Consider the following 24,497-nt stretch of genomic DNA (forward strand, 5'->3'; position numbering starts at 1 on the left):
GATCGCGCTGATTGAACGGTTGGCAGGTTTCAGGCAGCTCAAGGATATACACGGGGACGCGCGCTTCAGGTTGTGCCCAGCGCCGCGAAAGGTGCCAATCGATGGTTCGGCAGAGACGGTTCAAGGTCTATTTTGATGGCGGCTGTCGCCCCAATCCGGGCGCTATCGAGGTTGCCGTGGTTGCAGGCGGTGCCACTTATTTCTTCGACGACCTCGGCTGCGGCAGCAGCAGCGATGCCGAATGGATGGCCCTGCGGCTTGCGCTGCAGGTCGCGCAATCGTCTGGCGAGCCTGAATTTGATCTGATCGGCGACTCTCTCGAAGTCGTCCAGCAGGCAAATTGCATGGTTCGTCCCGGATCAGCTTCCGCTGCGGGCCACCTTGCGACATACTTGGAGCGCGCGGCGCAGGGGCGGCCCCGACGCGTCAAATGGGTGCCGCGTGGGCAGAATCTCGCCGGTATTGCCCTTGCCAGACGCCGGTCCGCACCATGAAACCTTGGTCGGCCGGTGCCTCAGGCCTCCGCGGTGTCCCGCAGAAGGTGTGGGACGCAGCTGAAGCTTGGACAGGCTCGAGCAAGATCAAATGGTTTGTGGGTGGGCTGTGTCCAAGATGCTTGGACAAAAGTCAAAACAAGCTGAATTATCCGTCGGATAGGTCAGAACAGCACGGATAGTCCATCAAGCAACTCCGAGAGTCATGCCGATCGGCGGCCGACCGGGGTCACAGTCGTAACTGTCGCTCTTCAATTTTGCACCCTCAATGCGGTCTTGGTGGATCGCCTATCGATTATCCTTAGCGGACCTGCTTGCCAGTGGATCGCAATGATGGGTTTTGGGACTTTGCAGTCGCTTTAGGCTCGCCACACGAACGACGGCTTCCGTCAAAAGCCGACGGTCCAGCCTTCCGTGGGGGCCATCGTCGATTTGTGGGCGTTGACCGTAGGGACTTCACCGGCAGGCCTGGCGATTCGAAACGCCGACGCCCAATGATATGGGCACAAAGTGTGGCTATCGCTCAATTGGTTTAGTTCGACTTATCAAAGCGCTTCGGCCAGCTCTGCGCCGGAAATCCGACGATAGCCGGGCGGGGTTGGCTCGCCGGGCTGCGCGATGCGGATACCGCCGACGACTTCCTCGGCGCGCTGCTGTGCGAGATTGGTCCAGTCATGTTCGAATATCTCGGCAAAATAGCGGGCGACCTCGGGATCATAGACGATGAGGCTGGCGTCGCGATTATAGAGCGCGCCTTCGTTGGTTAGATTATGGCTACCGAACAGAACGGTCTTGCCATCTACGATGATGCCCTTGGTATGGCAACGAAGCTGCAGTTTTACCCGGTCCATGTCGAACCCGAATGCCTTTAGGCGTTCAAGCAACGGCTGCTGCTTGCGGCCGCTCTCCGCGCCGAACTCGCGACCGTCCCGGAAGATGATGCGTACGTCCAGGCCGGCTTTCTGCCGGTCCCGCAGCGCCGCAAAGAAGGTGTCGAATTCGTCGACATTCTCAGTGAGCATGTTAAACGACTGGTTCTGGAGCAGGACGCTGTCCTCGGCGTCCCGCACCAATTTTGTGGCATGCACCATGAACAGACGGTTGCCGCGCGTGTCCCGGTCCGGCGTGAGCAAAGGTTGAATGTCGAGCGACCTGTTCAGCACGAGCGGCGCGAAATATTTGGCAGGCCGGCGCCGTGTTTCCTCGAAGAATGCCACCTCGGGCACGAATAGATCCGGGAGTTCGACTTCCAAAGCCTCAACGACGGACACTCGTTTCGCCTCGTCGAAATCCCACTCGATAAACTTCTGGAATGTCCGAGCCAGTTCGGGATGGGCGATGATAGCGTGCCATTCGCGATTATGATGCATCAGTGCCGCGGAATCGGTCGAATGTTCACCCGCCGGATCGATATCGGCCTGGTTCGAATTCTTCCAATTGCCGCTCGACAGCCAGAATTCCTCGCCGTCCCGCGACGCGACCTTGATATGGTAAGCGCTCGGCACGATCCCGCCAGAACCGGTTGACGCCCAGACATGCTTGAACTTGGTGCCAAGGCGCGTCTTCATAACTTGGATCGCGCGCTTCGTACCTTTCTTCTGCGTGACCATCTTCAGCGACTTGCCATTGCCGCTCATCGCGGTCGCAATGGCGTCGCTAATGTGATTGGGCTCCCATTCGTACATTGTCGCGGTCAGCTTCGACTTCACGCGAGAAATGAACGCCTTCAGATTGGGAAAGCCTGAATCCGGACTGACGTGGAAAATCGCCTTCATCGGTGCATTGACGCGATCGAGCGAGAGGTTGGGCGGCTCGCGATACTGGCCGGGCCGGGCGCGCGATTCGGCGAACGGCTCCTCGATGCCGAGCGCAGCCAGCTGATCGGTGAGGGGTGCCGTTCGGACATCGACACCAATGCCAAGATAGCTCGACGGGATCGGGCGTGTCCCGTCGGCAGCCAACGAATCTAGCGATCTCTTCTCGCGCAACTCGACGACCACTACCTCTTCGTCGGTGATCCAGCCACCCCGAAAGCGGTATCCGCGCCGAACGTCGAGCACATCGCGTTCCCCTGCCAGTTCGGCCACAGCGAGCGCTACGGCAGCATCGATTCCGTCAGCGATTGGCGGGGTGGCCCCGGTCTGACCGGCCGCAACTGCGAAGCCGCTGGTCATGTCACCGGCGATCCGCACCGAGATCTCAAGCGGCACCGAGACCGTCAGGCGCATCGTCGTCGCATTTCCAGCGGCGACGAACTGCGCCGCTGGGGCCACCCTAGGCAAGGGCGCAGGGCTGGTATCGATCCGTGGCGGTTTGTCGAGCAGCCCGCGACGAGCATCGGCGAGCAATGCCTTGAGCCTTGGTGCTGGGACGGCGTAATTGGCCTCCTTGAACAGTCCGGCGAAATGCAACGCGATCGCTTCGCCCGTCTGCAAGCTCATGATCAGCGATCCTGAATTGCCGCCAAGCGTCGAACAGTCGTGTTCGAGCTCCATCTCACCATTGGCGAGGATGATGCCGGGGGCCAGCCGCTTTTTGTCATAGACATCGCCGAACAGCTTCTTGACCAGCTCCTGATCGGGAACCCTAGAGTCGCGGGCGGGGTAGCCAATGGTCGCGACATAATCATCGCCGTTGATCGTGCTAGCGAGTACGACGGGCCGGGCGAGGGCCGGCTGACCAGCCTGACGCATGACGCGCAGGAATGCGACGTCGGGACCATCGGTGGGCGCGATCCAAAGAATTTCGAACAGCGAGAATTCGGCAGCGGCCGACCGCTGAAATTCCTCGAGGAAATCGATGCGTGAAACCATCGGCGCATTGTTGAGCCCGGTGCGGAACACGAAACGGGCATTGTCGCGGCGTCCGAATTCGACCGCGACATGGCGGTTGGTGACAATGATATCGCTGTCGATCAGCCAGCCGGTGCCGACCCAGCTGAAATCAGGATGGTTGGTGACCTCGATCCGGCCCACAGCCGGGATCAGCCGGTCGATGCGCTCGCGAGCTTCGGCGATGCGCGCGACCCAGGTCTGGGTATCCGAACTGTCGGGGCCAGAGAACTGTTCGGTGACCTTATTGTCGGCGATGATGAAGACCGGCCTGCCGATTGCCTTAATAATCGATTCTGCTGCGGCGGCGACATCGGGATGGACGTCGTCATTGTCGTCAACCAGCGGGAGCGAGCTGTCGGAAATGATCGAATAGACTTGGCGTCGAAACGCAGGGAGATGCGAACCCGACAGTTTCTCGGTCAGCTCGTGGGTGAGTTCGTCATCGCCTTTGCCGACTTTCTCGATGATCGACTTGAGATGCTTTTCCTCGAGTTCTGCCATGACGCCCCAAATGCTGTTTGCGTGAATCTATCGATGAATTCATTCCCTGTGATGACGTAGTCGTCCTGGCACGCGCCTGCTCAGCTCGCTTCCTTTTCGAGCTCGTCGAGCAGGTCTTGGAGGTCGCGCGCATTTTTGAGTTCGTCGAGCTTGCGCTTAGTTGCGGCACCCGGCGCATCGCGGATCGTTGTCGCGCCAGCGACACTCGCGTCGATCACGCTGGCCACGTCCTTCGACGCGCTGCCGATATTGTACTGGAGCATCGTCGGCTCGCCGAACGACCCGAACTCGGCGCCCACAGTCCGGCCTCCGAAGATGCTGCCGCCGGTCCGCATCGTGAAGAGCCGTGACAATTGCGGTAATTTGACCTCACCGCTGCCGGTCGCGTCCTTGGCCTCAATCCAGCTTTCGTCGGCGGCGCAGACAGTGCCGACAGCACAGTACTGGGGATTGGGCCAGAGCTTGACCGACGCCGGGATCGGGCGAAGGTAGTTGAGGTCGCGCGTGTTCAGGGGTTCGGCATCGAGCACGGCCGCCGCACAGGTCTTGGCGTCAGCCGCCTTGGGATCGCAGCCGAACCATTTCGCCAAGGTCTCGTCGGGCGCGATTTTAACTTGATAGCCAAACACGCCGGGAATACGCGGATTGCGGCCCTTGAGCATATCATCGATCGTTGGCTCCGCTTGCGTGACTGCATCGGCCTCGGTCTTTACCTCTTTCCTGACCGACCGCAGTCGGAACCACCGCGAAATGTCGGGTGCCGGGATCTGTCCAGTGAGGTTGACCGGAGCGCCATTGGCATCGATGGTGGCAAGCAGCCCGCCCTTGAGCGTCGCATTGACGGTGAGCGCCGCTTCGAGATCGCCGACCTGACCGCGGCGCACCGTCAATAGCTCTTGGGTGGTCGTCGTCGCATCGCCGGCAATGATTCGCGCTTCAAGCGTCGCCACATCTTTGCGCCGCCCATCAAGCTCGGCGAGTTTCGCGACGACTTCGGGCTGGCACTCAAGATACCAGTTGGTGGCATAGTAGTGCGGCTGTTTGACCGGGCGATCCGGCCCTTCGGTGAGCGGCTTGGCGCCAGCGGCCGCGACTCCGGCACCAATAATGGGGTTGGCACTCATCGCGACGATGGCCGCTCCCGCCTTGATCAGCGAAACCAGCAGAGGACCACCTTGGCCGGTGCTCTTGCCGTTAAAGCCCTTCAGAAACCAATCGTCATTGAACTGGACCTTAGTCTCACGGTCGACGAGAAAGCCGCTCTCAGTGTCGAGGCGCACAAGGCGGCGCGGCCTTTGCTTGCCTGCGATCGCTACCTTGTAGGCGAAGCCGATGCGCAGACCGTCATCGCCCTCCAGCAGGCCGGCCTGTACCTCGGCACTCGCTGGACAACTGGTGATCCGCTGCGCGACCCCAGCGGTGACATTGACCGCGGGCAGGGCATAATCGATCCGGACATTGTCATCAGACTGCGCCACAGTCGGTATCGCAGTACCTAGCAACACTCCACCCAGTATCAAGGCTCCGCGCATAGCTCCCCCGTTTGCTCAGCTGCCCCCAGTCCGCTCCATACCACCGACACGGGCTTCGCCCTTACAGCACTTCAAAATAATTCGGAATCAGCTATATTTTGCATCCCGATAATCTCGCGAAATCATGTTTTTGGCAATCATTACTTTGCCGAAGATTGCACCTCCCGCTAGTGGTGATCAACACCTTCACGATGGCACATTGATGCCATCGGGGGTGTCCACCCCATCACCGACGAATGGTCATTCGTGGCGGTGATTCGAATCCAAAAAGCCGAGTGGTAGCATCTGACGCAATCAGACATTGAGTTCGGCGGCAGGGAGTGACCGGATCTGGGTCGGCAACTGCCGCTGCAATTCGGCGTACTTAGGCGAGCAGTCATGCTCAGCTCGAACTACGGAGCGCGCGGATTCTGACCAAGCTGGTTTCGAGCAATTGCTCCACGGCTGCCAGATCGTGAGCAATCTGTAGCCCGCTGTGCCCGGTCGCCCTAAGGATCGCCGCCATCACGTTCTCCGGCTAGGTAGCAAGTTCGAGCAGATGCAGGCTGCTCGGGCTCGTTTGTCCGTTGAGCCAAGATCGCGCGGTGTGGTCGCTGACATGCGTCCAGCGCATCACGGTCTTGGTTACTTGGCGCGTTCCTCCGAGTTCTGCCTTTAGGGCTGCACCGATCATATGGGCCAGGATCGCATCGGACAGGTCCGTGGGCGGTCCGCGAAGTTTGCTTCCGCTAATAGGAACCATTTTTCCCTGCTTTCTCGTGTAGCGCAGAGGACCGAAGCGCATTTCGCATTCCGCGCTCGAGGTATCGCATGGTCATTCGATGGACGGACGACAATGATGAAGAGCCCAAGCCGCCCTCGATGATCCGGGCGGCGCAGTACGTCCGCATGTCGACCGAGCATCAGCAGTACTCAAACGGTAATCAGGCCGCGACGATTGCCATCGATGCGCAAAAGCGTGGGCTTGAGATCGTCAAGACCTATGCGGACGAGGGCAAGAGCGGGCTGAACATCAAAGGACGGCCAGCACTTCAGGCCCTCTTCGACGACATCGAAAGCGGACGCGCCGATTTCAAGGTTCTGCTCGTTTACTATGTCAGCCGCCGGGGCGTTTCCAGGATCCCGACGAGGCCGCCAGCTATGAACTGCGCTGCCGGACGAAGGGGGTACTTGCCCGCGTCTTCGAAGGCCAGCTCCCGCCGGTCAACGGACCTGAATACATGGAATCATGGGGTGATCGCGGCACCCCGAAGCGCCTCCAGAAGATGGCAGAAAGCATCGCTGCCGCCGTGAAATCAGCCAAGCGCCGAAGCGCGGACTACAGCGTGGCGATTGAACACTGGGAGGAAGACCTCGCTCACCTCCACGCCACCTTCGACGTTGGCCGCTTCGGCTTTGGGTGGCCGGCGCCTTAAGTGACTTCGGCCTCGAAAATTCAGGCCCTTTAAGAAAGTAGGATCACGTTTGGCAGATGCAGGCCGTAGCGGTATTAATTTGCTTATTTTACAAAGATTTGATATTTCTGAAGGGGGTTCGAGCAGCGCCACGACTGTCCAAGCATCTTGGATTTTGTCCAAGCTTCTGTGACGTCCCGCAGAAGGTGGTGCCGGCTGCAGGGATCGAACCCGCGGCCCCCTGATTACAAATCAGGTGCTCTACCATCTGAGCTAAGCCGGCTTCCCGTGCCTCGCCCATAATCCTAGACCGCGCCGAAAGTCCACCCTTCGGTGCGGGCCACCTCCGGGGTCAGGCCGCCGGGGTGCCACAGGCCGCGCGTCGTGTGCACCCGGCGCAGCCAGGCGGCGGTCAGGAGGGCGTCGGCGGAATGGTCGTCGATGCTCCCCGCGCCGCTCACCGGGGGCGAGCCGAGCGCGCCGAGGGCATCGTTCAAGCCTTCGAAGCTGCGCAGCTTGGTCGCCGTGCCCCTCATCCCGCCGAGGCGGGCGGCCATAGAGGTGTAGATCTCGGTGATGACCGAGCCCTCGTCCGGCAGGGGATCGACCGGCCACACCGGCACGCGCCCCCGCAAGCGGTGGAGCATTCGCATCCCCGTCAGGCTCGACTTGCCGACTTGCGCTGCGCCCACGAGGTTGAAATTGCTCACCGGCCTGACCCCTTGCGCGCGCTGGGCGTGCTCGGCGATGCGGAATCGGCCCTCGCGGGTGGCCGCGCCGGGGAGGAGGAAGCGGTCCCCCGTCGCCCCCGCGCCATGCCGGAAATAGCGCGCGGCCTCGGGATGGGCAAGGAAGCCGCCCGCCTCGAGGTGCGGGTCGGCGGCGCAGAGGGCATCGATCAGCGCCCACAATCCCTTCGCATCGGGCGGCGAGGCGTCCCACCCGGGGAAGAAGGCGCCCGCATCGGCATGGGGCAGCGAGATCCCGAGATCGAGCCCGACGAGCGTCGGCACCTTCAGCCCCGCGAGCAGCGCCAGCACCTCGGCTCTCGCCCAGCCGCGCGGATCGGGCGGGGCGAGCAGGGCCGGGGGGCCTCCTTCCGCGCTGGCGAGCGCGACGGCGATCCCCTTCTGGCGCGGACCTTTCGCGCCCGACCAGTCAACCGCGAGGAATTGCGCGAAGCGGCCGATCACCGCTTGCGCCCCGCCACCGGCTTCATTGCCGCCGCCTGTTCGTGCGCGGCCCGGATCGTGTCGCGCACCCGCTGGGGTTCAGGGCTGTCGAAGCGCACCAGCACCGCGCCGTGGCCTTCGTAGTGCGCTGTCTGCCAGAAGGTCTCGGGGCCCGTCGCCATCAGCATCTCGGCGGTGGCGATATCGATGTGGAGCACGAAGGAGGTGCCCGTCTCGCGCCCCGTGCCGAGGATCGCGCGGCCGTTTGCCGCCACCTTCACCGCCGGCTTCCCGTAGCTCCTGGCAAGTTCGGTCCCCGGCAGGCTCAGCGCAAAATCGCGCGCGGCTTCCCAGCTGTCCAGCGCTCCGCTCATCCCCGTTCCCTCCGCAGCTTGTCCCAATAGTCGAGCCGCTTCCTCACCTCGCGCTCGAACCCGCGTTCCACCGGGGTGTAGAACTCCTGCCGCTCCATTTCCTCGGGCCAGTAATTGTCGCCCGAAAAGCCCTCGGGCGTATCGTGATCATAGGTGTAGCCCTTGCCGTAGCCGAGGCTTTCCATCAGCCCGGTCGCCGGGTTGACGATGTTCATCGGCGGCATCAGGCTGCCGGTGTCCTTCGCCGCCTTCCATGCCGCTTTCTGCGCGAGATAGGCCGCGTTCGATTTGGGCGCGGTGGCGAGGTAGAGGCAGGCCTGCACCAGCGCGAGCTCGCCCTCGGGGCTGCCGAGGAAGCGGTAGGCCTCCATTGCCGCCATGCATTGGGGGAGCGCTTGCGGGTCGGCCATGCCGATATCCTCCACCGCCATGCGCACCAGCCGCCGGGCGAGGAACAGCGGCTCCTCGCCTGCCACCAGCATCCGCGCCAGCCAGTAGAGCGCCGCCTGCGGATCGCTCCCGCGCACCGATTTGTGCAGCGCGGAGATGAGGTTGTAATGCCCGTCGCGGTCCTTGTCGTAGACCGCGACCCGGCGCTGGAGGAATTGCCCGAGACCCGCAGGGTCGAGGGCCCCCTCAAGCCCTGCTGCATATAGCGTCTCCGCCTGACCCAGCAGAAAGCGCCCGTCGCCATCGGCCTGCGCGATCAGCGCGGAGCGCGCCTCGGGGGTGAGTGGGAGGGGACCTTCCAAAGCCTCGGCCTTCTCCAGCAACGCCGCCAGCGCGGCCTCATCCAGCCGGTTCAGCACCAGCACCTGCGCGCGGCTCAGAAGCGCCGCGTTCAAGGCAAAGCTCGGGTTTTCGGTGGTTGCGCCCACCAGCGTCACCACCCCGCGCTCGACAAAGGGCAGGAAGCCGTCCTGCTGGGCGCGGTTGAAGCGGTGGATCTCGTCCACGAAGAGCAGGGTCTTGCGGCCGGCCTTGGCCATCTTCTCGGCCTCGGCGAAGGCTTGCTTCAAGTCGGAGACGCCCGAGAACACCGCGCTGATCGCGGCATAGCGCATCCCCACGGCATCGGCGAGCAAGCGGGCGATGCTCGTCTTGCCCGTGCCCGGCGGCCCCCACAGAATCATGCTCGACAGGCGGCCTGCCGCCACCATCCGCCCGATCGCGCCCTCGGGGCCGGTGAGGTGTTCCTGCCCTACCACCTCGGCGAGGGTCTGCGGCCGCAGCCGGTCGGCGAGCGGCGCGTCGGCAGCGGGCGCATCGCTGCGCGGGTCCTCGGGAGCGTCTTGTCCGAACAGGTCAGCCATTGGTCGGACGTGATAGGCCGGTCGGCGGAAAAGGAAACCGCTGCCGGTGCGACATCTTGCAAAGATAGGTCTGCGATATATCTTAGGCGTATCGCAGATATATCCGAGGAGGAATGCACATGACCTGGAACCGGTATGGCCGCGGCGGCGGCTGGGAGAAATTCGCCGAGACAATGGCGATGATGGCGATGCAGAACGCCGGAAACATGAACTTCGCCGGCCCCGGCTTCAGGGCCCGCGCGCGCTGGCGCGAGGATGGCCCGTTCGGCGGCGAGGACGCGGCCGAACGCGGCGAGGGCGAGGGTGAAGAGCGCGGCCGGCGCGGCCGCCGCGGGCGGATGTTCGGCCAGGGCGAACTGCGCCTCGCGCTGCTGGCGCTGATCGCCGAGAACCCCTCGCACGGCTACGAACTGATCAAGGCGATCGAGGAGATGACCGGCGGCGGCTACGCCCCTAGCCCCGGCGCGGTCTATCCGACGCTCCAGCTGCTCGAGGATGAAGGCGCCATCGCGGAGGCCGAGGCCGAAGGCGCGAAGAAGCCCTTCACCGCCACCGCGCAGGGCCTTGCCGAACTCGAAGACCGCCAGGACGAGGTCAAGGCGCTGCTTCACCGCCTCGGCCGGCACGGGGAGCGCACCACCACGGTCCGCTCGCACGATCTGTTCCGCGCGATGGGCAACCTCGGGAGCGTGCTCAAGAACCGCGCGCGGGCGGGCAAGCTCGACGAGCGCACCATCAACGAAATCGTCGACATGATCGACGAGATGGCCAAGCGCATCGAGCGCCTCTGACGTTACGGCATGCGCTGTTGCAGCGCGTGCAATAAGGGCATATCCTCTCCCCTGTCCGGGTCGCGTCGGATGGGGGAGGGAAAGCCCATGACGGATTTGACCGCAAGCCGCGCAGCCACGCCGTGGCACCTGTGGGTGATCGGCGTGGTGACGCTGCTGTTCAACGCAGTAGGGATCATCAGCTATCTGACCACCAAGCTCGGAATGCTTGAGCAGATGGGGCTCAATGGCGAACAGATCGCCTTCATGAACGCCTATCCGGCGTGGATCAGCGCCTTCTGGGCGCTGGGCGTGTGGGGAGCCTTTGCCGGATCGGTACTGCTGCTGGCGCGTTCGAAGTGGGCGGCCTCGGCGATGGCCGTTGCGCTGGTCGGCCTGATCGGCACGACGCTGGGGAATTACGTGATCCTCGACGTTCCTGCCGCGATGCAGGCTCCCGTGCTCGACGTCGCGATCTGGGTGGTGACGCTGTTCCTGCTGGTCTACGCCCGGACGATGGCCGCGAAGGGCGTGCTGCGGTAATTCAGCGACCCTTGCGCCGTTCCTCGACCAGCTGGACGTAGGTCTCGGCAACCACGGCGTTGATCGCGTCCCACGAATAGTCGCAGGCGCGCGTTTCGCCGGCCGAGCCGTGCGCGGCCCGCAGCGCCGGGTCGCTGCAATAGGGCGCGAGGGCGGCGGCGAAGGCGGCCGCGTCGGTGTGCTTGTCGCCCGAGGGCGCGACCAGCCGCCCGGTCACCCCATCCGCGACGAGGCTCGCGCTGCCGGTCGCCCCGGCGGCGACCACCGGAAGGCCACTCGCCATCGCTTCCAAGGTGACGTTGCCGAAGGTTTCGGTGACGCTGGGGTTGAAGAACACATCGCCGCTCGCGAGCGCCTGACCGAGCGCCTCACCCGTCTTGAAGCCGGCGAAGATCCCGCCGGGCAGGTTCGCCTCGAACCACCCGCGCGCCGGGCCGTCGCCGATCACCAGCACCTTGTGCGGTGCGTCGGCGGAGCGCAGATGCTGGACGGTTTCGGCAAAGACATCGAGGCCTTTCTCCATCACCAGCCGCCCGAGGAAGACGATCGCGACGTCGTTATCCGCAAGGCCCAGCGAGCGGCGCCATTCGGGATCGCGCCGGGCGCTGGAGAAGATCGTGCGGTCGACGCCCCGGCTCCACAGCCCGATGCGGGTGTGCATCCCCATCGCCAGCAGCTCGTCGATCATCGATTGCGAGGGCGCCACCAGCGCGTCGCAGCGGTTGTAGAAGCGCTTCAGGCCCTTGATGATCGCCGGCTCGAGGAAGGCCATGTTGTAATAGCGCGGATAGGTCTCGAAGCGGGTGTGAACGCTGGCGAGCACCGGCAGGCCGCGCGCGCGCGCCCAGCGCAGCGCACCGTGGGCGGCAGGATCGGGCGAGGAGAGGTGGACGATATCGGGATTGAACGCCTCCAGATCGCGCTTCACCGCCGCGCCGAGATGCGTGGGCACGCGATACTCGCCGCGGCCTTTCACCGGCATCGGCACATTGGGCACGCCGACCAGATCGCCGGTCGGCGCGAAATCGGGATTGGCGACCTTGGGCGAATAGACCCGCACCTTCGCACCCTTTTCGAGCAGCGAGCCGACGAGCCGGTTGAGGGCCTGGTTGGCCCCGTCGCGGGTGTAGTTGTAGTTGCCGCTGAACAGGGCAATGCGCAGGTTCGAGATATCCATGGCGCGGCCCCATTAGGCGAGGCTGGCGGATATTGCGAGGGCTAGGTTCAGCCCCCGGGCCTTTCTTCATTGACTTGTCACGCGCCGCCACTAAAGCCGCCCCCGGGCCACGCGGTCCCAACGCCGCGCGTGCTCTCTGCAAGGAGAGAATACATGACTGACTACGTTCGCGGGCTCGCGCATGAGCCTTCGCTGAAGCCTGAGCGCCCCTTCTTTTCCTCGGGCCCCACGGCGAAATTCCCCGGCTGGTCGCTGGACAAACTCAAGACCGAATCGCTTGGCCGCTCGCACCGCTCGAGCCTCGGCAAGGCGCGGCTGAAGTATGCGCTCGACCTGTCGCGCGAACTGCTCGGCATCCCCGACGATTACCTGATCGGAATCATGCCCGCCTCGGACACCGGCGCTATCGAGGCCGCCATGTGGTCGATGCTCGATCCCGCGCGCCCGGTGACGGTCGCGGCGTGGGAGAGTTTCGGCAATGTCTGGATCCAGGACGCGGTCAAGCAGCTCAAGCTGCCCAATCTCCAGGTGCTGACCGCCGACTATGGCGAGATCCCCGATCTCACCACCATCCCGCAGAGGAACGACGTGGTGTTCACCTGGAACGGCACGACCTCGGGCGCCAAGATCCCCAATACCGACTGGCTCGAAGCTGGGCGCGAGGGCGTGACCATCAATGACGCCACCAGCGCGATCTTCGCGATGGAGATGGACTGGGCCAAGCTCGATGCCACCACCTATTCGTGGCAGAAGGTTTTGGGCTCGGAAGCGCAGCACGGGATGCTGATCCTCAGCCCCAAGGCGGTCGAGCGGATCGAAAGCTACAACCCCGCCTGGCCGCTGCCCAAGCTGTTCCGCATGAAGAAGGGCGACAAGCTCAACCGCGGCATCTTCGAGGGCGAGACGATCAACACCCCGTCGATGCTGGCGACCGAGGATTACATCGCCTCGCTCGAATGGGCGAAGTCCATCGGCGGCCGCAAGGCGCTGATCGCGCGCGCCGATGCGAATGCGCAGATCGTCAAGGACTGGATCGAGGTCACCCCGTGGCTGCGCAACATGGCCACTGACCCCGCGCTCCAGACCAACACCGGCGTGTGCATGGTCTTCCAGGGCGACTGGTACGAAAGCCTCTCGGCAGAAGACCGCGCCGCCGTGCCCAAGAAGATCGTCAAGCTGCTCGAAGAACGGGCCGTCGGCTATGACTTCAACGGCTACCGCGACGCGCCGCCTTCCTTGCGCATCTGGTGCGGCTCGACCGTCGAGCAGGAGGACATCAAGCGCCTGCTGCCGTGGATCGAGTGGGCCTACGAGAAGGTCAAGAACGGCTGAGGCCTTGCAATTCGCGTCGCCCCGGACCTGATCCGGGGCCGCTCTCCCCTATTACCCAGCGCGTTTTGCGCGCGATCCCGGGTCAAGCCCGGGATGACGAGTGGAAGGTATTTCCCATGACCAAGCCCAAAGTTCTCATTTCCGACAAGATGGACCCCAACGCCGCGCGCATTTTCGAAGAGCGCGGCTGCGATGTCGACGTGATCACCGGCGAGACGCCCGAACAGCTCGCCGCCCGCATCGGCGAATATGACGGCCTCGCGATCCGTTCCTCGACCAAGGTGACCAAGGCGATCCTCGATGCCGCGACCAATCTGAAGGTCATCGGCCGCGCCGGGATCGGGGTCGACAACGTCGATATCCCCTACGCCAGCGGCAAGGGCGTGGTGGTGATGAACACCCCCTTCGGCAACTCGATCACCACCGCCGAACACGCCATCGCGCTGATGTTCGCGCTTGCCCGCCAGCTTCCCGAAGCCAATGCCCAGACCCAGGCCGGCAAGTGGCCCAAGAGCGGGTTCATGGGCGTCGAGGTCACCGGCAAGACCCTCGGCCTGATCGGCGCAGGGAACATCGGCTCGATCGTCGCCAGCCGCGCGCTCGGCTTGCGCATGAAGGTGATCGCCTATGATCCCTTCCTGACCGAGGACCGCGCGATCGAACTCGGCATCGAAAAGGTCGATCTCGACACGCTGCTGTCGCGCGCAGACTTCGTCACGCTGCACACGCCGCTCACGGACGAGACCCGCAACATCCTCAGCCGCGAGCGGCTCGAGAATGCCAAGAAGGGCATCCGCATCATCAACTGCGCGCGCGGCGGGTTGATCGACGAGGCGGCGCTGAAGGAGTGCCTCGAGAGCGGTCAGGTCGCAGGCGCCGCGCTCGACGTGTTCGAGACAGAGCCGCCCGCCGCCGACCACCCGCTGTTCGGCGTACCCAACTTCATCTGCACCCCGCACTTGGGCGCAAGCACGACCGAAGCGCAGGTCAATGTCGCGCTGCAGGTCGCCGAGCAAATGGCCGACTACCTCGTCAACGGCGGCGTCACCAATGCGCTCAACGTGCCCTCGCTCTCCGCCGAGGAAGCCCCGAAGCTGAAGCCCTACATGGCATTGGCCGAGAAGCTCGGCAGCCTCGTGGGCCAGCTCGCTCACGGCAACCTCACCCAGATCGGGATCGAGCGCGAGGGCGCGGCGGCCGAACTCAACGGCAAGCCGATCACCGCTGCGGTGCTCGCGGGCTTCATGCGCCGCTATTCGGACACGGTGAACATGGTCAACGCGCCGTTCCTCGCCAAGGAGCGGGGCCTTGATGTGAGCGAGATCCGGCATGACCGCGACGGGGCGTTCAACACGCTGGTGCGCGTGACGGTCGAGACCGCGCAGGGCCCGCGTTCGGTCGCCGGCACGCTGTTCGGCACCGAGGCGCCGCGTCTCGTCGAGATCTTCGGCATCGGGATCGAGGCCGAGCTGTCGGGCCACATGCTCTACATCGTCAACGACGACAAGCCGGGCTTCATCGGCCGCATCGGGACGCTGCTGGGGGCGCGGGGCATCAACATCGGCACCTTCAACCTCGGCCGCCGCGAGGCAGGCGGGGAAGCGGTGCTGCTCCTCAGCCTTGACGAGGCGCTGCCCGCCGACGTCGTGGCCGAGGCCGAGAAGCTCGAAGGCGTGAAGCTGGTCAAGGCCTTGTCGTTCTGATCTTCTGCCCAACTCCGTCATCCCGGACTTGATCCGGGACCGCTCGACGCTCGGCTCCAAGCCCATCGCCAGCGATCCCGGCTTTCGCCGGGATGACGATTTGGGTAGGGGCATTGCAACATGACCAAGCCCAACGACCTCCTCCCCGAAGGCCTCGAGGACCGCCTGCCCGCAGAGGCCGCGCGGATCACTGCCGCGATGCGCGCCTGTCTCGATGTGCTGGGCGCGCACGGCTATGACCGCGTGCGCCCGCCGCTGCTCGAGTTCGAGGCATCGCTGGCCGGGCGCATGGCGGGGGTCACGGTGGGCGAGACGAGCGCCATGTTCCGCTTCGTCGATCCCGCCAGCTTGCGCACCCTGGCGCTGCGCTCCGACATCACCCCGCAGGTCGGCCGCATCGCCGCGACCAGCCTTGCCTCGGTCCCACGCCCACTGCGGCTCGCCTATTGCGGCGACACGGTTCTCATCAAGGCAAGCCAGCTCGATCCCGCGCGCGAGCGCCTGCAGCTCGGGGCCGAGCTGATCGGCGCCGACAGCGTGGCGGCCGCGGGCGAGGTGGTGATGCTCGCGGTCGAAGCGCTGAAGGCGGCGGGGCTTACCGGCATCGCGGTCGACTTCACGCTCCCCGACCTTGTCGACACCCTCGCCGCCAAGGCGTTCCCGTTGGCGGGCGACCAGATCGAGGCTGTCCGCCGCGAGCTCGACACCAAGGACGCAGGCGGGCTCAAGGCCGCGGGGGGTGCTGCCTACCTGCCGCTGCTCTACGCCACCGGGCCCCTCGAGAGCGCGCTCGCTGCGCTTCGCACGGTCGACGCGGGCGGGGCGCTCAAGTCCCGGCTCGACGGGCTCGAGGCGATCGCCGCCGCGGTGGGCGACGCCGCCACCATCACCCTCGACCCGACCGAGCGCCACGGCTTCGAGTACCAGTCGTGGTTCGGCTTCACCGTCTATGCCGAGGGCCTGCGCCGCGCGGCCGGGCGGGGCGGGACCTACCGCATCGCCGGCAGCGAGGAGCCCGCGACCGGCTTCACGCTCTACCTCGATCGCCTCGCCGACATCGTCCCGCAGCCCGAGGCGGTGCGCTGCTGCTACCTCCCCCTCGGCCACGACCGCGCCGCGGCGGCGGCGCTGCGGTTCGAAGGCTGGCGCACCATCGCCCAGCTTGCCGAGGGCGAGGACCCTGCGGCGCTGGGCTGCGGCTATGTGCTTGCGGGGGATGACCCGGTAGCGCTCTGATTTTGCTGTGGTAGGATGAGCCATGCGGTTCGGCGCCATCCTCCTTGCCCTGCTTCTGGCGGCCTGCTCCGGCGCCGACGAACGCGCCCCCGATGCGCCGCCCACCGAGACGGTCGCTGTGGCACCGGCTCCGACGCCCGTGCCCGCGCCCTCCTCTGCCGCCGTGCGGGTCGACTGCGGGGGAGACGACTACGGCGGCTACGACAACGCCAAGGTCTGCTACTATGACCAATGTGACAAGGGCGATGCCGAGGCCTGCCGCATGGCCGAGAGCTACAATGGCAACCTCTTCCCCGATGGCGACTCCAAGGGGCTGCGGCTCGAGGACATGACCTACTCCGATGCGCGCGCGGTGATCCTCAGCCTCGGCTGGTCGCCGCTCGAAGGGCCGTGCATAGGCGGAGGGGCGGGCGAGGCCGCCTGTTCCGACTTCCCCGAGATCGGCAACTGCTCGGGCACGGGCGTCGGCTATTGCGACATGACCTTCCGGCGCGAGGACCGCTGCCTCACCGTCGTGACCACCGGAGGGGCACCGGACCGCACCGATCCCGAGGGCGTTGCCGTGGAGTGGGTGCGCTTCTCCAAGGCATCGTGCAACAAGGACCCGAACGGGGACTGAGAGAGCGCGGCCCGTCGGGCCACGCCCCACCGCGTCTTTTGTCCAAGCGCGACCCTCCGGGCCGCGCCCCACCGCGCCTCTTGTCCGAGCGCGGCCCTGCGGGCCGCGCCCCACCCCTAGCCCCTCCCGCAGGCGGGAGGGGGACAAGGGCGCGCCAGGCCTCACCCCAGCACCTTCCGCAGCCACGCGTCCATCACCGGGGTCGCCGGGTAGTCGGGCTGGCCGAGCTTGCGGTTGATCTCCATGTGGCCGCGCAGGCCCTCGCCGGGGAAGCCCGCAACCTCGACCGCGGTGCCGCCCGCCTTCAGCGCCTCGGCGAGGCGCTTCGACTGGTCGACTGCGTCGCGGCGCTGGACGTGGAGCAGCAGGAAGGCGGGCGCATTGGGCGCGGCGGCCTGCCGCATCGGGGAGAGCGCCGCCTGCCGCGCCGGATCGGTGCCGAAGGCCTGTTCGTAGGTTGCCTTCATCTTCGGCCCGGCCATGGTGAACTGGCTCGCCACGTCATAGGCCGCGCCGTCATTGGGCATCACCCCGTCGATGTCGGCGAAGCTGAGGCCGACCTTCTTGAGGTAACGCTCGTCGGTTCCCACCAGCGCCACCAGATGCGCGCCCGCCGAGTGCCCGGTCAGCACCACGCGGCTGCGGTCGATCCCGAGGCTGCCCGCGCGCTTCAGCACATAGGCGAGGGCGGCGGCGACGTCGCCCGCCTGCTCCTCGACCGTGTTCCTGGGCACAAGCCGGTAGTCGATCGAGGCGAAGGCATAGCCCTGTTCGAGCATGTGCGCAGGCATCGCGCGGCCCATCGCGTTGTTCTTGCTGCCGCGCTTCCAGCCGCCGCCGTGGACGAACAGCACCAGCGGGGCGTTCTTCGCGCCCTCGGGCACCCACAGGTCGATGCCCTGGAGGCTGTCCTTGCCGTAGTAAAGCGTCTGCGGCGGCGGTGCCTTGGCCGCCTCGCCGCCCGCACCACGGCCCCCGCGCTGCCCGGCGCGCTGCTCGATCCGCGCGCGCAACTCGCTGCGGCACCCCTCGGAGAGCTGGCTCGCCTTCTCCAGCAGGCAGGTGCGGATCTGCGCACGGTCGGTGCCGCACAGCCTGACGATCTCGGCGCGGCATTCGCGCGGCAAGCGGTCTCCGCCACCCCGCTGCTGGGCGAGGATCGGGGTGGCGAGCGCGGCGAGCGCTCCGGCGGCGAGGACGAGTTTGGCGGAGGTGTTCATCGGCAGGGTCCTTGAGGGTGGCGATTCTCACCTCCCAACGCAGCGCCTCGCCGAACCCTTCGCGCGGTTCGCGGTTCAGTCTGCGCTGCGCAAGGCTGAAGTTGGAGACACATGAGACACTGTATAAATGCAAATTCTTGGCCCCCGGCGGAGGCCGATCCCCAGACCATCGCTGGACGCGCGCAAGACAGGGGCAGGGGAGCAAAGAGCGGGCATGACAGGCAGCTTGCCGTGCAGGGCCCGTGTAGGAAAGCGGAATAGGAAAGCCCCGCCCCGCTTGCCTCTCCCGCTTCAACCGCCTAGGCCCCGCGCGGTTTTCCCCGCATCGAAGGATAGCAATGGCCAACGTCACCGTGATCGGCGCCCAGTGGGGCGATGAGGGCAAGGGCAAGATCGTCGACTGGCTCGCCAGCCGCGCCGATGCCGTGGTCCGCTTTCAGGGCGGGCACAATGCCGGCCACACGCTGGTGATCGACGGCAAGACCTACAAGCTCTCGCTGCTGCCTTCGGGCATCGTCTCGGGCACCCTGTCGGTGATCGGCAATGGCGTGGTGCTCGATCCCTGGGCGCTGCGCGACGAGGTGGCGAAGGTCGAGGGGCAGGGGGTGTCGATCACCGACGACAACCTCGCCATCGCCGACAACTGCCCGCTGATCCTGCCGCTCCACCGCGATCTTGACGCCCTGCGCGAGACGGCGGCGGGCAAGGGCAAGATCGGGACGACGGGGCGCGGGATCGGCCCGGCCTACGAGGACAAGGTCGGCAGGCGGGCGATCCGGGTGTGCGATCTGGCGCATCTCGACACATTGGAGCCGCAGCTCGATCGCCTCTGCGCGCACCACGATGCGCTGCGCGCGGGCTTCGGCCAGCCCCCGGTCGACCGCGCCGCGCTGCTGGAAGAACTGCGCGAAATCGCCCCCTTCGTGCTGAGGTTTGCCCAGCCGGTGTGGAAGCGCCTCAAGAAGGTCCGCCGTGCGGGCGCGAAGATCCTGTTCGAGGGCGCGCAGGGCGTGCTGCTCGATGTCGATCACGGCACCTATCCCTTTGTCACCAGCTCCAACACGGTCAGCGGAACGGCGGCGAGCGGCAGCGGCCTCGGCCCCAATTCGACCGGCTTCGTGCTCGGGATCGTCAAGGCCTACACCACCCGCGTCGGCTCGGGGCCCTTCCCGACCGAGCTCGAGGACGAGATCGGCCAGCGCCTCGGCGAGCGGGGGCATGAGTTCGGCACTGTCACCGGGCGCAAGCGCCGCGTCGGCTGGTTCGATGCCGTGCTGGTGCGCCAGTCCTGCGCGATCAGCGGCGTCACCGGCATCGCGCTCACCAAGATCGACGTGCTCGACGGGCTGGAGAAGGTCCGCATCTGCACCGGCTATCGCCTGCGCGGGAAGGTCTACGACTACCTCCCCAGCCATGCCGCCGACCAGGCCGGGTGCGAGCCGATCTATGAGGAAATGCCCGGCTGGCACGAGAGCACGGCGGGCGCGCGCTCCTATGCCGATCTCCCGGCCAATGCGATCAAGTACATCCAGCGCATCCAGGAACTGATCGAATGCCCCGTCGCGCTGGTCTCGACCTCGCCGGAGCGGGACGATACGATCCTGATGCGCGATCCCTTCGTCGACTAGGAGACGGCCGGTGCAGGTTGCCTTTCTTCCCTTCGCCGGAATGACCCAGCTCGACATGACCGGCCCCGCGCAGTTCCTCTCGCGCCTGCCGGGGGCGAGTGTGCACTATGTTGCGGGGAGCCGCGATCCGCTGCCGACCGATGCGGGCTTTGCGATTCTGCCGACCGCGACCTACGCCGAGGTGCCCGCGCCCGACATCGTCTGCGTGCCGGGCGGGATCGGGGTCGCGGACGTGATGAACGACGATGCGGCGATGGCGTGGCTGGCCCGCGCGGGGAGCACCGCCACCTGGGTCACCAGCGTGTGCACCGGCGCGCTGATCCTCGGCGCGGCGGGCTTGCTGAAGGGTTACAAGGCGACCACCCATTGGGCGTGGCACCACCACCTCGCGCTGTTCGGGGCCGAGCCGGTCCACGCGCGCACCGTGGTCGACCGCAACCGCGTGACCGGCGGCGGGGTGACCGCCGGGATCGATTTCGCGCTGGTGCTGATGGCCGCGGTTGCAGGCGAGGAATACGCCAAGGCGGTGCAGCTCGGGCTCGAATATGACCCCGCACCGCCCTTCGACGCAGGCTCGCCCGAAAAGGCCGGGCCCGAACTGGTTGCACGCTACGCCGCCGCTACCGCCAAGCGTGCGCCGGGGCGCGAGGCGGAGCTCTTGGCAGCGGCGGCGCGGCTGGGTTTCGGCGGGTAGGCCGGCTGTCCCGGTCCGGGTCGGACTGGAGAGATGCGGATTGATCCGGCGGGGTCGGGCAGGGTAATCCTGCGGGCGTGACCCGTCTCGCGCTTCTCCCGCTGCTGCTTGTCGCCGCCTGCGCCGCGCCGCCGGCGGACGAGGCGCGCGGGCCCTCCTCGCAATCGCCGCTTGCGCGCGAGGCGGCGCGGATCATCCCCGAGCGGCGCTTCACGCATGTCGATTATCTCATCGTCGACAAGTCCGAACGGCTGATGGTCGCCTATGCGGGCGGTGAGCCGGTCAGGGCGTGGCGGGCTTTGCAGTTCGGCGATGCGCCGCAGGGCCACAAGCGTTTTGAAGGTGACGAGCGCACACCCGAGGGCCGTTACGTGATCGAGGGGCGCAATCCGGCCAGCGCCTATCACCTGAGCCTCAAGGTCTCCTACCCCAACGCCGAAGACCGCGCCTATGCGGCCGCGCAGGGGAGGTCGCCGGGAGGCGACATCTTTCTCCATGGCCAGCCCAACTCGCTGCCCTTCGGCCGCGTCCCGGGCGACTGGACCGACGGCTGCATCGCGCTCTCCAACGCCGAGATCGAGGAGTTGTGGCGGATCGTGCCGGACGGCACGGTGATCGAGATCAGGCCTTGATTTTGTGGCGCGGCAAGCCGCGCGCATACCGTCCGCCCCGCCTCCCCGCCCGGCCACCAATGGTGCACCATGATATGGTGGCGGGGCGGGGAGGCGGGGCGGGCGTCTGCAACCAACACGCAGATTTACTTGACCTGATCGCGTTTTGTTCTATTCTCGTTCCAACATTGTTGGAGTCGAGTCGATGCTGACCAACACCGCCACCCAAGAGGATTTCGCCTACGATTTCACCGATGACGGTGCAGGGCTGCCCGCGCGCGTCGCGATCTTCGGGGCGGAGGAAGGCCTGCGCCGCCAGATCGCCGCCGACCTTGGCGGGGCGGGGTTCCGGACGATCGACGGGGGGTCTTTGCGCGTGCTGCTCGAAGGGCCGATCGCGCTTTTGGGCGATGTGGTGGTGGTCGATTGCGCCGTGACCGGCAGCCGCGGGATCGATGCGATGATGCTGGCGGGCCTCGCGCGGCTTGATATGCGGGTGGCGCGTTCGGGGGCGAAGCTGATCGTCGCGACCAATCTCGAAGGACTGGACGATGTCTTCGCGGTGCTCGACCAGTCCAATCCCCAGATCCTCGTCAGCCCCAGCCGTGCCGAACGCGTGATCGCGGTCGGCCGCGTTATGGGCGAGGCGGGGGCGGCGCGCCTTCGTGAAATGGGCGAGGAGGACCGCGTCGCGCTGCTACGCCTGTCGCAGCAGGTCGAGGCGATCGCCCATTCGCTCGACCGGCTGGGTCAGGCGCCCGCTGCCCCGACTCCCTCGGGGCCGAATGCGCTGGGCGAGTTCAAGCGGGACTATGCGGTTCCCGAACCTTCGGCTTTCCCGGCCTTCGGCGCCGCACCCGCCGCTGCCGCAGGGTCCCCGCTCGCAGGACATCCGCTCGCAGAGCCGCCGCTCCCCGATCCGCAGGTGGTGCGGCAGATCATCGCCAACCGCCACGCCCGCAACCGTTTCTTCGATCCCGAACTGTTCGGCGATCCGGCGTGGGACATGCTGCTCGATCTGACCGCCGCGCATGTCGAAGGCGCACAGGTTTCGGTCACCTCGCTGTGCATCGCGGCGGGCGTCCCGGCGACGACCGCGCTGCGCTGGCTGACGCAGATGGTCGAAAGCGGGATCTTCGAGCGCATCCCCGATCCGGCCGACAGGCGCCGCGCCTTCATCGCCCTGAGCGACAAGGCGATTGCCGCGATGTCGGGCTATTTCGCCAGCCTCAGGTTGCCGGTGGTGCAGGCGGCCTAGACGGCGCCCGGGGCTCCGGGCCGCCATCGCAGGATCACGGTCAGGCCGCGCGCGACCTCCGCTTCATCCGCCCCGCCCACCGCCAGCTCCCGCCGCGCCGCGTCGGCGCGGGCGCGGGCCAGGATCGCGGGCGGCACCGCGCCGTCGAGCAGCAGCAGGTCCGCCTCGCCCAGCAGCCGTGCCTGCCTCAGGGTCAGGTCCTCGGGCTCGGCGCTTGAAAGGGTAATGTCGACAAGCGCGCCCGCCTCGGTGCTCAGCGACCCGGCGGCCCATGCTGCCACCCGCTCGTGCGATGCCGGATCGAGCGGATCGAGCGGGCCTCCTTCGGACATCGCCGCATCCACCGCCCGCCGCCGTTCGGCCCCTTCGGGCAACCGAGCGCGCAGCACCGGCCGCGCCGCCGCGAGCGCGCGGGCCAGAATGCCCAAGGTCGCGGGCAACACCCGCTCCAGCCGCAGCCGCACGTGCTTCGCCAGCCCCGCAGAGGCCCCGCCGGTACCGATCGCCACCAGCAGCGGATCGCGATCGAGAATGCTCGGCGTGGTGAAATCGCACAGCTCGGGCCGGTCAACGACATTGACCAGCATCCCCGCACAGCGCGCATTGATCGCCGCGACCTCGCAGGCCTGCGCGTCCTCATAGGCGATAAAGGCGAGCCGCACGCCTTCGTCCACCGCCCGCGCGAAGTCCTCGACGATGACGCCGCCCGCGCGCTCGACCAGCCGCCGCTTGGGCTCGGCCGCGGGGCCATCGCCCAGCACCAGCACCGCTTGTCCGGCGATCTGGTGGAACAGCGGCAGGCTGGCGATCTGCCCCATCAGCCGGTCAGGCGAGCCATTCCGGCACGCGCTCGGCATCCATGATCGCGCCCGCCTCGATCCGGTCGGCAACCACGGCGAAGCGGTCGCCGTCGACCAGCGCCTCGGCCACGAACCCGCGCGAATTGTAGGACGAGGCCATGGTCGCGCCGTAAGCCCCCGCGGTGCGGAACACGGCGAGGTCGCCTGCTTCCAAAGCGTCGCATTCGCGCCCCATCGCAAAGGTATCGCCGGTCTCGCAGATCGGGCCGACGATGTTGGCGGTCATCCGCGCGCCGCGCGGCTCGACCGCCTCGAAGTGGTGATAGGCACCATACAAGGCAGGCCGCGCCAGATCGTTCATGGCCGCATCGACGATCACGAAGGGGTCCTTGATCCCGCGCTTCACCCGCACCACGCGGGTCAGCAGCACGCCGGCATTGCCTGCGATCACGCGGCCGGGCTCGAAGATCAGCTTGACGCCCCAGTCCTTCGTGACGCGCGCGACCATCGCGCCATATTCGGCCGGCGCGGGGAGCACCTCGCCGACGCGGTAGGGCACGCCGAGGCCACCGCCGAGGTCGACATGCGTCACATCATGCCCCGCCCCGCGCAGCGCCCGCATCAGCTCGCCGAGCTTGAGAAAGGCCGCTTCCAAAGGCGCAAGGTCGGCGAGCTGGCTGCCGATATGCACCGCCACCCCGCGCAGGTTCACCCCCGGCAGGCCCGCCAGCTTGCCGAAAATCTGCCCCGCCTCGCTGATCGGCACGCCGAACTTGTTGTCGGCCTTGCCGGTCGAGATCTTGTCGTGGGTGCCCGCATCGACATCGGGGTTGATGCGCAGGGTGCACTGCGCGGTCAGCCCCCGCGCGGCGGCGATTTCGGCGAGCTCGACTCCCTCCTCCTCGCTCTCGATATTGAACTGGCCGATCCTGGCATCGAGCGCGGCGGCCATCTCGGCCGCGGTCTTGCCCACGCCAGAGAAGACGATCATCTCCGGCGCGATCCCTGCCGCCAGCGCGCGGCGCATCTCGCCGACCGAGACCACGTCCGCGCCCATGCCCTGCTGCTGCAGCACGCGCAGCACGGCAAGGTTGGGGTTGGACTTGACCGCAAAGGCGATCAGCTTGTCGGGCACGCCGTCCAGGGCCTCGCGGAACACCCGGGCGTGGCGCTCCAGCGTGGCGCGCGAATAGACATAGACGGGGGTGCCGACGGCCTCGGCGATCAGCGGCAGCGGCACGTCCTCGGCGTGCATCACGCCGTCCTTCAGGGCAAAGTGGTCCATCGTGTCT

Annotated in this window: 21 protein-coding genes and 1 tRNA gene; 12 read left to right on the top strand and 10 right to left on the bottom strand. The window is 66.4% G+C overall.

Going from position 1 to position 24,497, the window contains the following annotated elements; all coding sequences use genetic code 11:
- Positions 1-101: 101 nt before the first annotated feature.
- A complete protein-coding gene (locus AX708_RS14600; protein WP_067490326.1) occupies positions 102-494 on the top strand; it encodes a reverse transcriptase-like protein in 393 nt (130 codons plus the stop codon).
- A gap of 545 nt (positions 495-1,039) precedes the next feature.
- Here AX708_RS14600 and AX708_RS14605 read toward each other — a convergent pair.
- Both AX708_RS14605 and AX708_RS14610 read right to left on the bottom strand, forming a co-directional pair.
- Positions 1,040-3,829, bottom strand: a complete 2,790-nt coding sequence (locus tag AX708_RS14605) for a phospholipase D-like domain-containing protein (RefSeq protein ID WP_067490329.1) — start codon at positions 3,827-3,829, stop codon at positions 1,040-1,042.
- Positions 3,830-3,909: 80 nt separating this feature from the next.
- Positions 3,910-5,307: a hypothetical protein gene (locus AX708_RS14610; protein WP_067490332.1), complete on the bottom strand. Its 1,398-nt coding sequence runs from the start codon at positions 5,305-5,307 to the stop codon at positions 3,910-3,912.
- A gap of 864 nt (positions 5,308-6,171) precedes the next feature.
- On the opposite strand from AX708_RS14610, the gene AX708_RS14615 reads away from it, so the two are divergent.
- Complete coding sequence (locus tag AX708_RS14615) at positions 6,172-6,654, top strand: recombinase family protein (protein WP_066525907.1); 483 nt, start codon at positions 6,172-6,174, stop codon at positions 6,652-6,654.
- A 308-nt stretch (positions 6,655-6,962) separates the two neighbouring features.
- Here AX708_RS14615 and AX708_RS14620 read toward each other — a convergent pair.
- The 4 genes from AX708_RS14620 to AX708_RS14635 form a co-directional block, all read right to left on the bottom strand.
- A tRNA-Thr gene (locus tag AX708_RS14620) sits at positions 6,963-7,038 on the bottom strand.
- 22 nt (positions 7,039-7,060) lie between these two features.
- A complete protein-coding gene (locus AX708_RS14625; protein ID WP_082747235.1) occupies positions 7,061-7,948 on the bottom strand; it encodes a hypothetical protein in 888 nt (295 codons plus the stop codon).
- Positions 7,945-8,301, bottom strand: coding sequence for a hypothetical protein (locus AX708_RS14630; protein ID WP_066525268.1), 357 nt, complete (start codon positions 8,299-8,301; stop codon positions 7,945-7,947). Before AX708_RS14630 ends, AX708_RS14625 begins: the two co-directional genes overlap by 4 nt.
- Entirely contained in the window at positions 8,298-9,614 is a 1,317-nt protein-coding gene (locus tag AX708_RS14635) for a replication-associated recombination protein A (protein WP_066525266.1), read from the bottom strand. The genes AX708_RS14630 and AX708_RS14635 overlap by 4 nt, the downstream gene beginning before the upstream one ends.
- A 119-nt stretch (positions 9,615-9,733) precedes the next feature.
- Here AX708_RS14635 and AX708_RS14640 point away from each other — a divergent pair, with 119 nt between their 5' ends.
- A complete protein-coding gene (locus tag AX708_RS14640) occupies positions 9,734-10,405 on the top strand; it encodes a PadR family transcriptional regulator (protein WP_066525264.1) in 672 nt (223 codons plus the stop codon).
- A gap of 87 nt (positions 10,406-10,492) precedes the next feature.
- Positions 10,493-10,927 (top strand): hypothetical protein, encoded by a 435-nt coding sequence (locus tag AX708_RS14645; RefSeq protein WP_197425843.1) that lies wholly within the window; start codon positions 10,493-10,495, stop codon positions 10,925-10,927.
- Between the two features lies 1 nt (position 10,928).
- Here AX708_RS14645 and AX708_RS14650 read toward each other — a convergent pair whose 3' ends face one another.
- Positions 10,929-12,104, bottom strand: coding sequence for a glycosyltransferase family 1 protein (locus AX708_RS14650; RefSeq protein WP_066525261.1), 1,176 nt, complete (start codon positions 12,102-12,104; stop codon positions 10,929-10,931).
- A 153-nt stretch (positions 12,105-12,257) separates the two neighbouring features.
- On the opposite strand from AX708_RS14650, the gene AX708_RS14655 reads away from it, so the two are divergent.
- From AX708_RS14655 to AX708_RS14670, 4 genes are all read left to right on the top strand, one after another.
- Positions 12,258-13,436 carry a phosphoserine transaminase gene (locus AX708_RS14655; RefSeq protein WP_066525258.1) on the top strand — a complete coding sequence of 393 codons (1,179 nt, stop codon included), beginning with the start codon at positions 12,258-12,260 and terminating at the stop codon, positions 13,434-13,436.
- A 116-nt stretch (positions 13,437-13,552) separates the two neighbouring features.
- Positions 13,553-15,139, top strand: coding sequence for a phosphoglycerate dehydrogenase (gene serA, locus AX708_RS14660; RefSeq protein WP_066525255.1), 1,587 nt, complete (start codon positions 13,553-13,555; stop codon positions 15,137-15,139).
- A gap of 120 nt (positions 15,140-15,259) precedes the next feature.
- Complete coding sequence (locus tag AX708_RS14665; protein WP_066525253.1) at positions 15,260-16,375, top strand: ATP phosphoribosyltransferase regulatory subunit; 1,116 nt, start codon at positions 15,260-15,262, stop codon at positions 16,373-16,375.
- A gap of 22 nt (positions 16,376-16,397) precedes the next feature.
- The gene (locus AX708_RS14670; protein ID WP_066525251.1) at positions 16,398-16,994 is read left to right on the top strand and encodes a hypothetical protein; all 597 of its coding nucleotides are present in this window, start codon (positions 16,398-16,400) and stop codon (positions 16,992-16,994) included.
- A 161-nt stretch (positions 16,995-17,155) separates the two neighbouring features.
- Here AX708_RS14670 and AX708_RS14675 read toward each other — a convergent pair whose 3' ends face one another.
- Positions 17,156-18,214 (bottom strand): alpha/beta hydrolase, encoded by a 1,059-nt coding sequence (locus AX708_RS14675; RefSeq protein ID WP_066525248.1) that lies wholly within the window; start codon positions 18,212-18,214, stop codon positions 17,156-17,158.
- A 338-nt stretch (positions 18,215-18,552) separates the two neighbouring features.
- Between AX708_RS14675 and AX708_RS14680 the strand changes: the two genes are divergently transcribed.
- The 4 genes from AX708_RS14680 (at position 18,553) to AX708_RS14695 (ending at position 22,405) form a co-directional block, all read left to right on the top strand.
- The gene (locus tag AX708_RS14680; RefSeq protein ID WP_066525246.1) at positions 18,553-19,842 is read left to right on the top strand and encodes an adenylosuccinate synthase; all 1,290 of its coding nucleotides are present in this window, start codon (positions 18,553-18,555) and stop codon (positions 19,840-19,842) included.
- A gap of 10 nt (positions 19,843-19,852) precedes the next feature.
- On the top strand, positions 19,853-20,536 hold the full coding sequence (locus AX708_RS14685) for a DJ-1/PfpI family protein (protein ID WP_233999665.1): 684 nt from the start codon (positions 19,853-19,855) through the stop codon (positions 20,534-20,536).
- A 77-nt stretch (positions 20,537-20,613) separates the two neighbouring features.
- On the top strand, positions 20,614-21,168 hold the full coding sequence (locus AX708_RS14690; protein ID WP_066525237.1) for a murein L,D-transpeptidase family protein: 555 nt from the start codon (positions 20,614-20,616) through the stop codon (positions 21,166-21,168).
- Between the two features lie 184 nt (positions 21,169-21,352).
- Entirely contained in the window at positions 21,353-22,405 is a 1,053-nt protein-coding gene (locus tag AX708_RS14695) for a MarR family transcriptional regulator (RefSeq protein WP_066525235.1), read from the top strand.
- Here the strand turns inward: AX708_RS14695 and AX708_RS14700 are convergent.
- Positions 22,402-23,223 (bottom strand): bifunctional precorrin-2 dehydrogenase/sirohydrochlorin ferrochelatase, encoded by an 822-nt coding sequence (locus tag AX708_RS14700; protein ID WP_066525232.1) that lies wholly within the window; start codon positions 23,221-23,223, stop codon positions 22,402-22,404. The two genes, AX708_RS14695 and AX708_RS14700, sit on opposite strands and share 4 nt — an antisense overlap.
- A gap of 7 nt (positions 23,224-23,230) precedes the next feature.
- A complete protein-coding gene (gene lysA / locus AX708_RS14705) occupies positions 23,231-24,490 on the bottom strand; it encodes a diaminopimelate decarboxylase (protein ID WP_066525230.1) in 1,260 nt (419 codons plus the stop codon).
- Between the last annotated feature and the right edge of the window lie 7 nt (positions 24,491-24,497).

The sequence above is a fragment of the Erythrobacter sp. CCH5-A1 genome (assembly GCF_001557115.1).
Lineage (GTDB): Bacteria > Pseudomonadota > Alphaproteobacteria > Sphingomonadales > Sphingomonadaceae > Erythrobacter.